Raw genomic sequence first — 569 nt, forward strand, 5'->3', positions numbered from 1 at the left:
CGCCGGCCGCCGGCCCGAACCCCGTCTCGTGGAACCGCTCCGGGTCGGCGTCGGGCGCGAGCAGCAACGACTCGTCGGTCGCGAGCGCGAGCGTCCCGTCCGGGCCGACAGCGATGTCCCGCGCGGTACAGCGATGGGCCAGTGAGAACTCGCCGACTGCGGCGTCGGAGAGCTGGGCGACCACCAGCCCCTGTTCGGCGGTGACGAACACGGGCGTCGGGACGGCCGACTCGCCGTACACCCGCTTCTCTCTGATGGTGGGCATGCCCACGATTTCGGCTCCCGGTCGGCAAAAACGGTGCCCTCTTTATCGGTTACTGGGAGCGGAGGCGACCGACCAGTTCGGCGAGCGTCTCGAGGTCGTACTGCCCGGGCGCGGTGGCGTCCGCGGCGTGGACCGGCGCGTAGCCGATTTTCGAGCCGTAGAGGGGCGCGACGGCGCGCGTGTGGCGGCCGGCCTCCCCCATCGCCATCGTCGCCACACGTTCGCCCGCGGCGTCGGCGGCGTGTGTCGCCGACAGCAGCGCCAGCGCGTCCTCGCGGTCCGTCGCGGTGACCGCGAGCTTCCC

Annotated in this window: 2 protein-coding genes; both read right to left on the reverse strand. The window is 72.8% G+C overall.

Going from position 1 to position 569, the window contains the following annotated elements:
• Window positions 1-265: HVO_0234 family beta-propeller protein (locus ACFR9S_RS14090; RefSeq protein WP_459077212.1), on the reverse strand; the 265-nt coding region annotated here is incomplete at its 3' end.
• 49 nt (window positions 266-314) lie between these two features.
• On the reverse strand, window positions 315-569 hold a 255-nt coding region (locus tag ACFR9S_RS14095), incomplete at its 5' end, for a type I 3-dehydroquinate dehydratase (protein ID WP_379818912.1).

Source organism: Halolamina salina (assembly GCF_042678005.1).
Classification (GTDB): Archaea; Halobacteriota; Halobacteria; order Halobacteriales; family Haloferacaceae; genus Halolamina; species Halolamina salina.